The sequence below is a fragment of the Mycobacterium sp. genome (assembly GCF_025933915.1).
In the GTDB taxonomy this organism is placed as follows: Bacteria; Actinomycetota; Actinomycetes; order Mycobacteriales; family Mycobacteriaceae; genus Mycobacterium.
The window spans coordinates 24,346-32,894 of the sequence record NZ_JAICZA010000041.1 but is presented as its reverse complement, the minus strand read 5'-3'; the positions used below and the strand labels follow the sequence as shown (position 1 = coordinate 32,894).

Sequence of the window (8,549 nt, the reverse complement as noted above, 5' to 3'; positions counted from 1 at the left end):
GATCAGGTAGGCGATATCGTCCGGGGCCGGCGCCGGCAAGCCCGTGCTGGGCTGTGCGTCCACAGCGGGATCGTCGACGTCGATGACCACCACGTCATGCCCGTCGAGCCGCTCGGCCAACCCGGCCGTGGTGATCGCGGCCATCGGCGCGGCATCGGCCAGCGCGAACCCGATCCGCTCCGCCGGTAGCCCCGGGTCGATCGGCAGATACGCCGCCCCCGTCTTGAGCACCGCCAGGATCGCCACGACCGCCTCGACCGAACGCGAAAGCAACAGCGCCACAAGCTCACCCGGGCCCGCTCCGCGATCGGCCAGCAGGTGCGCCAACCGATTTGAGGTCTCATCAACCTCGCGGTAAGTCATTGAACGGGCTTCGCAGGTCACCGCCACCGCATCCGGTGTCCGGGCCACCCACTCGGCAAAGAGCACCGGAATCGACACCGACGTGCTCACCGACTCGCTCAACACCGCCCGGTTACCGATCTCACCCAACCGGGCATGCTCACCCTCGCCGAGCAGATCCAGCGACGAGAGCCGCCGGGTCGGGTCGGCGGTCATCGCCACCAACACCCGCTCCAACCGCTCAACCAAATCGCGGACGTCACAATGAGAAAGCCATTGCCCAGCGCCCCCGAACCCACTCGTCGTCGCGCCGGGCTGCATTCCGAGAAGAAGCCGATCATGGTCGCTGAAAAAATCCAGTCCAAGCTGATCGATCAGATTAGTATGGGTCAGGGTTCCCGACACCGTAGCACCAGCAATATTCGCCAGATTTATAGTCGGAATGAAATTAATAATTACGCGATTCGACGTCTGCGCGGAGCCGCGGAGACGTTTGTTCTCAATAACGTGCACCGGGAACCGCTGATGGTGCAGCGCTTCTCGCAGTCGCGTGTCGACATGTTCACAAAAACTGGCAACCGCGGACGCCGGCGAAGCTTTCAACACCAGTGGGACGAACCCGGTGATCATTCCCGGCACCGTCTGTATCTCCGGGCGCACCCGCCTGCTTACCGGAAAATCGAACACCACCTCCGAACTCTCGACATCACACCCGCCCACCAGCAGCGCGCACGCTGCAGCAATCACCGACGAACGACGCACGCCCAACGCCTGCGACAACTCCTGGATCCCGGCGACAGCGACTGGGTCCAGTTCGACCGGTGCAGAAGATTCATATGGATCACGCCCGTCCGCGGCGGACGCCAATCGATAACGCGGTTCGCTTTCCGCCGGCAGGTTCTTGGTCCAATAGGCCCGATCGTCGAGGTAATCGGTGGACGCTTCGTATTCTGACTCGCAAGCGATCAGATCGCTCAGCGATCCAAAAAAGGCCGGGGGAATCGGCGCGCCCGACGCCACGGCATTGTAGACATCTCCGATCCGACGACAAACAAGAGCAAGGCCGATTCCGTCCGCCACGATATGATGGCAGCACACGAAAAGATAAAATTCGTCTGCCCGCGTCCGCAGCAACGCGAATTTGAACAGCGGGCCATTAAGCGGCATCACCGTGCGCTGAATCGAGGATGCCAGCCGATAGGCTTCCTGAACAGGATCCTGCGAGCCCATGCGCTCATAGCAAGCAAGCTCGACATCCGGGTAATCAACCGCCTCTTGGAAAACCTGGCCATCCACCTGGAAAAAGGCGGCTCTGAGCGGTTCGGCCTCGCGCACCACTTGACGGATCGTGTGCTCAAGCAACCAGGGGTCGACCGTGCCCTCGATTCGCAGAAGATAGCCCAGCTGCCACCTCGCACCTTGCCGATCCGTTTGCTGCGCAAGCCAAATGTCTAGCTGTCCGCGCGTCAGCGGGAATGGCCCACCATCGAGTTCCGTCAGGTGTTCGCGCCCAACCGGCAGCGTCCGGTCATCAATCGTCATCGGATTCCCTTTGCGGTTTACTTGCCAGAACCCCGGCGCTCTGCCGCCAGCCTGTTCCGTAGAGTCTTCGGCCGGATATCGGGCCAGTTCTCTTCGATGTAATCCAGGCACGCGGCGCGGTCCGTGTCGCCATGAACGATCTGCCAGCCGGCCGGAATGTCAGCGAACGCCGGCCACAGGCTGTGTTGCTCTTCGTTGTTGACCAAGACGAAGAAGCTGCCGTTGTCGTCGTCGAACGGATTGGTACTCACAAGTCCTCCAGATCCTCGGTTTGGCATGGGTCGGGCACTTCAGTGCACCTGCTGTTTTCGACCGGGCGCTGGAGGGCTTGACCCAGCAACGGTCTCGACATGATCGGGAGCGTATGGGTTTCAATCCTGTTGTCAGGCTTATCAAGCCGGGTAGCGTAGTAACTGCGCGCATATAGAGTGGCAAGCGCAAGGCGACAGAGTGGTGACTCCGTCAGCGACGCGCGAATACTCACCAGAAAATGGGCGTGCTGGCGTGGAATTGATTCTGCGACAGCGGTTTTCGTCGAGGGTACTGGCTTGGGGCCGTTATGCGGGCCGGCCAGCGGACCCGCTTCGCCGAGCAGCGCGAGTCACCGCGGTCCGCACGATGACCATGGGTCGTTGCGGAACATCCGTCATGACGCGCTGGGGTTGTCGTCTTGGGTCGCGGTCGAATCCAGGTTCAGTAGCTGGACGAGCTGGTCGCGGTGGTTGACACCGAGTTTGGAGAAGAGACGGTACAGGTGTCCCTCCACCGTGCGCACCGAGATGACCAGCCGGTTGGCTATCTCACGGTTGGATAATCCGGCCGCGACCAGCAGCACGATTTGACGCTCACGGCCGCTGAAGGGAAGCGGGCGCGCCGCGGCCTCGAGCGCCGGTGTACGCACACCGCACTGGTTGGCCAAGGCATGCGCCCAGGTAGACGACTCGATCTCCTCACGCCGGTCGCCCCGGCGGGAATATTCGCTGGCCGCCTGAGCCGACGCGTCGGCGGCGAAAGCCAATGCGCCGAGATCGGCGAATTTGTGTGCGGCGACATCGAGCAGGTGACCGTCGTGTTGGGCCAGACCGCGAGCATGGTCAGCGACCGCTTGCGCCGATGGAGAGTTCAACATCCGGGCGAGCTCATCCACCCGCTTGGCCTGCGAACGGTCGCCGAAACGCAGGGCCGCGTGGCGTGCCCGCATCTCCGCCACGTGCATCCCGGCCGCCCGGGCGGCTTGTGCCGCCTGCATCGCATGCGTCTGGGCGGCCGTCGTGTCGCCGGCGGCCGCCCGCTCCCAGGCCCGGGCGAGCTCGAGTTCCGGCAAAAACACCGCAACATGCGGTCCGTAGACTTCCTCCGCACATCGCAACGCCGCGGCGGCCGCCGCACCATCTCCCCGCATCCCCTCGGCTTGGGCAAGCAGGGCAGCCACCAGCAGCAACCAAGGTGACGGAAAGCCTTGGGACAGTTGGGAGATGGATCGACCGAGAGTGGTGCACGCTGACGGGAGCTCACCGCGGGAAACCTGCACGAGTCCGAGCATCGCGTCGACCATGGCCTCCGCCGCGGGAAGACCGGCAGCCAGCGCAGCGTAACGCCGGTGGATTCGGTCGGCCGCCGGATAGTCACCGGCGGCGGTCGCGACCATAACCTCGGCCAGCCCGATGGCGAACCGCTGCGCTCCCGCTCTGCAGAGCGCCGCCGCGCGCACACCTGCAGCGGCTATGCGGCTGACTTCGGAAAAGCGCCCGGCCGCCATTAACGCACCGCATGTCGCGATAGCCGCCCACACAGTCGCTATCGGCACTACATCGGACTCACACAGCCCCGGCCCAACTTCAATCGTCGTCTCAACGTCGCCGCAGAAGAACCCGATCGAAATCTCCAGCGCGTTGATCAGGTGGAGGCCGCCCTCGGTCACGAGACGCTGTTTCACCTCGGTCAGTACACGCGTCGCGGTATCGGGGTCACCGCACCCCCACGCCAAGTTGGCAGCGCGCAAACAGCCCCACCGCGCGATCAGCCATTCGTCGGCGTCATTGACATCGACGCCCAGAAGAATGGAATCGGCCTCCTCGCCGCGGCCCTGCCAACTCACCGCCTCGGCAAGCACCAACGCGGCCGGCAGACCACCACCACGATCGACCGCGAACCTCGCCAACTCCTCACCCAGCGCCACATTCGACATCGCCATTGCACTGGCCGCCGCGGTGATGACCACCTCGAGGTCGGGCTCCAAGTCACTTCGCATCATGAACTGAGCCAACCGGATTCGGCGCCGTGGATCCGAGAATTGCGAGCGCCGCCCACCTGCCCGCAGGTGCCTTCGAAGGGTTTCCGCCAAGATGCCGTTGAGTTGCCGCGAGCGCACCACCCCGGCGTGCCGGGTCGCCGCTTCACCGAGTATGGGGTGATTCAACTGCGCCAGCGTGTGGGATCCGTCGACGACCAACTGGATGAGACCACGGCGTTCGAGGCTTGCCATCGCATCGGCATCGCAGATGTCACGCAGAATCTCCCACTCCAGCAGCTCGGCGGTGGCCAAGATCTCCACCACCTCCAACTCCTCTGGACTCAGCGATAGCAGCCGAAACTCCAAAGCATCACGAAGTTCACGATCCGCGCGCAACGGACCCCGAAGTTGCCAGCCCGCCTCGGTATGGACCAAGGCTCCACTTTCACGCCCCGCGGTCAGAAAGCCGCGCAATAGCAACAGATTTCCCGCACTGCGCTCAAACAACTCATCAATTAAACGAAAATCGACCGGACCACCCAGCACCGCACCGGCCAGCAGCGCGGTCTGCTCGCGGGTAAACGGGTCGACGTGAACAGTCAACAACAGGCGCTCTTTCATCAACGCCGTCACCGCATCCAGCACGGGCTCACCCGACCGGATCGTCACGATCAACCGTGCACCGCCGCCGGCCGCGAGCTGATTGACCAAGGTTGCCGACAACGGATCGAGCAACTGGGCCTCGTCGACCACCACCACCAGGTTCTTGTCTTGACCCAAGGTGTTGAGCGCAGCGGCCAGCATGATGGCCGGCTCATGTCCGACCCCAAGGCTCACCGCCCGAGAAAACGCACCCAGCGGCACAGCGCGGCCGGTTTGGGTACCCAACGCGAATCGCACCGTACGCCCCGCCGACTCAACCGTCTTTGCCAGCATGCGCGCCAACGTCGACTTACCCACCCCACTGTCACCGACCAACGCCACCCCGTGGAATTCCCCGTTATTGAGCGCCGCCAGCGACCGCCGGAATTCCACATCGCGCCCCACGATGGGCCACGTCGACCCATTTACCCTCTGCGTCAATGACGTATCTCCCTGCTCCCCGGAGGCTGCCGATGCGGCGACCAGACTGCTGCCGGTCGCTTGCCGCCTGCCGCAAGCTAGTGCGTTCTCCTCTGCCGGACGAGACGTTTCGAGCTCACCGCCGCTACATAAACGCTGAACTCGCTGCCGCCAAATAACGCCTGAAAGAGTCCAACGAAGCCGAGGTCCTGCTTCCGCGGCCCGATGGGAGTCGGTTCTCGACTGTCAACGACTCGTACGGCAGGACCGTTTCTGCGGGTCCGGACGGGTCGACATGGTGTTCGACGATCGCGACCGTGCGCTTCCGACTGCCTTTCATGTGCGGGAGCGTATGGCCCCTCAAGCAGGCATCGTCGCAAGCCAGATGTAAGTCGAGTGGTATGCGCCCGGAGATAGAGTAGGGGCGCCTAAAACCGCACGAGCCGACAGCGAAAACTCAGCCGGTCCGGGGGTGATCGAGGCTCCCGTAACCCAGCGACCCGTCGCCAAGAAGTGACAACTCCCGTCGCGCAGACGGCTCCCTCTGTGTGAGGCAGATGAGTTGGTCGCGAGTGTTGATGCCGAGTTTGGCGAAGATACGGTAGAGGTGCCCCTCCACCGTGCGCACCGAGATGACCAGCCGGTCGGCGATCTGGCGATTGGACAGACCGGCCGCGACCAGCATCACGATCTGACGCTCACGCCCGCTGAAGGGAAGCGGGCACGGCGCCACTGCAACCGCCGGTGTGCGTGACCCGCATTGGCTGGCCAGAGCCTGCGCCCAAGTCGACGATTCGAATTTCTTACCGCGGTCGCCATTGCGGGCATGTTCGCCGGCCGCATGCGCCGACGCGTCGGCGGCGAAAGCCAATGCGCCGAGATCGGCGAATTTGTGTGCGGCGACGTCGAGCAGACCGCCGTCCTGTTGCGCCAGTCCGCGGGCATGGTCGGCGACCGCCTCGGCCAGCGCGGTGCTCAGGATACGAGCAAGTTTCTCCAACCGCCTGGCCTGCGAACGATCGCCGAAGCGCACAGCTGCATGGCGCGCCCGTAGCTCAACCGCGTGCATCCCGGCCGCTTCCGCGATTTGCGCGGCTTGCACCGCATGCGTCTGTGCGGCCGTCGTCTCCCCGGCGGACGCTCGCTCCCAGGCCCTGGCGAGCTCGAGTTCTGGCAAAAACACCGCGACATGCGGTCCGTAGGCTTTATCCGCACGCCACAACGCCGCGGCGGCCGCCGCGCCGTCTCCCCGCTCCCCTTCCGCCTGCGCAAGCAGGGCGGCCACCAGCGCCAACCAAGGCGACGGAAAGCCCCGAGCGAACACCGCAACCGAGTCGACGAATGCAGCGCACGCTGACGCGAGCTCACCACGTGCAACGTGCACGAGCCCGAGCATCGCGTCGACCATGGCCTTCGCTTCAGGAAGGCCGGCAGCCATCGCGGCATAACGCTTATAGATCCGCTCTCCCGCGCGGTCATCGCCGGCGGCGGTCGCGGCCATGATCTCGGTCATCCCGATGTTGAATCGATGCGGCCCCAGTCCGCACAGCGCGGCCGCGCGTAGCCCGAGGTCGGCTATGCGGCTGACTTCGGAAAACCGGCCCGCCGCCGCCAAGGCACCGCATGTCGGGAAAACCGCCCACACGGTCGCTATCGGTAGTAAATCGGACTCACACAAGCCCAGCCCAAGTTCAATCGTCGTCTCAATGTCGCCATGGAAGTAGCCCATGGACACCTCGAGCGCGTTGATCAGTTGGATGCCGGCCTCGGACGCCACACGCTTTTTCACGTCATCGACCACCCGGGTGGCGGCTTCAACGTCTCCGCAGCCCCAGTGCAAGTTGGCAGCGCGTAGACAGCCCCACCGCGCGATCAGCCAGTCATCGTCGCCGCTGGGTTCGGCGTCGACCAGCACGGAATCGGCCTCCTCGCCGCGGCCCTGCCAACTCACCGCCTCGGCAAGCACCAACGCGGCCGGCAGACCACCACCACGATCGACCGCGAACCTCGCCAATTCCTCACCCAGCACAACATTCGACATCGCCAGCGAATCCGCCGCCGCTTCGATGACCACCTCGAGGTCCGGATCCAAGTCGCTGTGAATCATGAACTGCGCCAACCGGATCCGGGCCTGTAGGCCGGGCAACCTCAGGACTCGACCCCCTGCCCGATCATGCCTTTGCAGAGCCCGCGCCAATTTGCCGTTGAGTTGCCGGGCACGCACCATCCCGCCGTGGCGGGTCGCCGCTTCACCGAGCATCGGTTGATTCAACTGAGCTACGGTGTGCGATCCGTCGGCAACCAACTGGATCAGACCACGACGCTCCAGAGTCGCGACCGCGCCGGCATCGCAGATGTCACGCAGAATCTCCCACTTCAGCCGCTCGGCGGTCGCCAGGATCTCCACCACCTCCAACTCCTTGGGGCTCAGCGATTGCAGCCGAAACTCCAAAGCTTCGTGAAGTTCGCGATCCGCGCGCAGCGGACCCCGAAGTTGCCAGCCCGCCTCCGTGTGAGCCAGCGCCCCACTCTCTTGCCCAGCGGCCAGAAAACCGCGCAGCAGCAACGGATTTCCCGCACTGCGCTCGAACAACTCGTCAACCAATCGTGAGTCGACCGGACCATCCAACACCGCACCGGCCAGCAGCGCGGTCTGCTCGCGGGTGAACGGATCGACGTGAACGGTCAGCAATATGCGCTCTTTCAACAATGCGGTTACCGCATCCAAGACGGGCTCGCCGGACCGGATCGTCACGATCAACCGTGCGCTACGGCCTGACGCAAGCTGATTGACCAAGGTGGCCGACAGCGGGTCGAGCAACTGCGCGTCGTCGACCACCACCACCAGGTTCTTGTCTTGGCCCAAGGTGTTATGCGCGGCGGCCAGCATAGCCGTCGGTTCGTGCGCCACCCCAAGGCTCACCGCCCGAGAAAACGCCCCCAGCGGCACCGCGTGGCCGGTTTGAGTGCCCAGCGCGAATCGCACCGTGCGGCCGGCCGACTCGCCCGCCTTCGCCAGCATGCGCGCGAGTGTCGACTTGCCCACCCCACTGTCGCCGACCAACGCCACGCCGTGGAACTCCCCACTACCGAGAGCGGCCAGCGACCGCCGCAATTCGGCATCTCGTCCCACGATGGGCCACGTCGACCCATGTACCCCCTGCACCGGAAACCCCTAGAGCCGGTGAGGGCGTATCGGTGCCCTGGCGTTCAGAAAAGTTGCGTTCATCAAGCCACATCCCGTTGGTGAAGGTTCAATACCCAGATGGGCCGATCGGCCCAGCGGTAGCAGCTACACCACGCCTATGCGGCTTACTACGATGGCGAGTTTTCGGCCGACGCAGCAGTATTCCCGAAGACTGCCACGTCG

Annotated in this window: 4 protein-coding genes; all 4 read right to left on the bottom strand. The window is 64.3% G+C overall.

From position 1 onward, the window contains the following. The coding region (locus tag Q0W90_RS09170) for a condensation domain-containing protein (protein ID WP_297701151.1) at positions 1-1,884 on the bottom strand (1,884 nt) is incomplete at its 3' end. Between the two features lie 17 nt (positions 1,885-1,901). Next, a complete protein-coding gene (locus tag Q0W90_RS09165) occupies positions 1,902-2,135 on the bottom strand; it encodes an MbtH family protein (protein ID WP_297601691.1) in 234 nt (77 codons plus the stop codon). A 395-nt stretch (positions 2,136-2,530) separates the two neighbouring features. Continuing rightward, positions 2,531-5,152, bottom strand: coding sequence for a LuxR C-terminal-related transcriptional regulator (locus Q0W90_RS09160; RefSeq protein WP_297701152.1), 2,622 nt, complete (start codon positions 5,150-5,152; stop codon positions 2,531-2,533). Between the two features lie 484 nt (positions 5,153-5,636). Further along, the gene (locus Q0W90_RS09155) at positions 5,637-8,312 is read right to left on the bottom strand and encodes a LuxR family transcriptional regulator (protein WP_297700592.1); all 2,676 of its coding nucleotides are present in this window, start codon (positions 8,310-8,312) and stop codon (positions 5,637-5,639) included. Between the last annotated feature and the right edge of the window lie 237 nt (positions 8,313-8,549).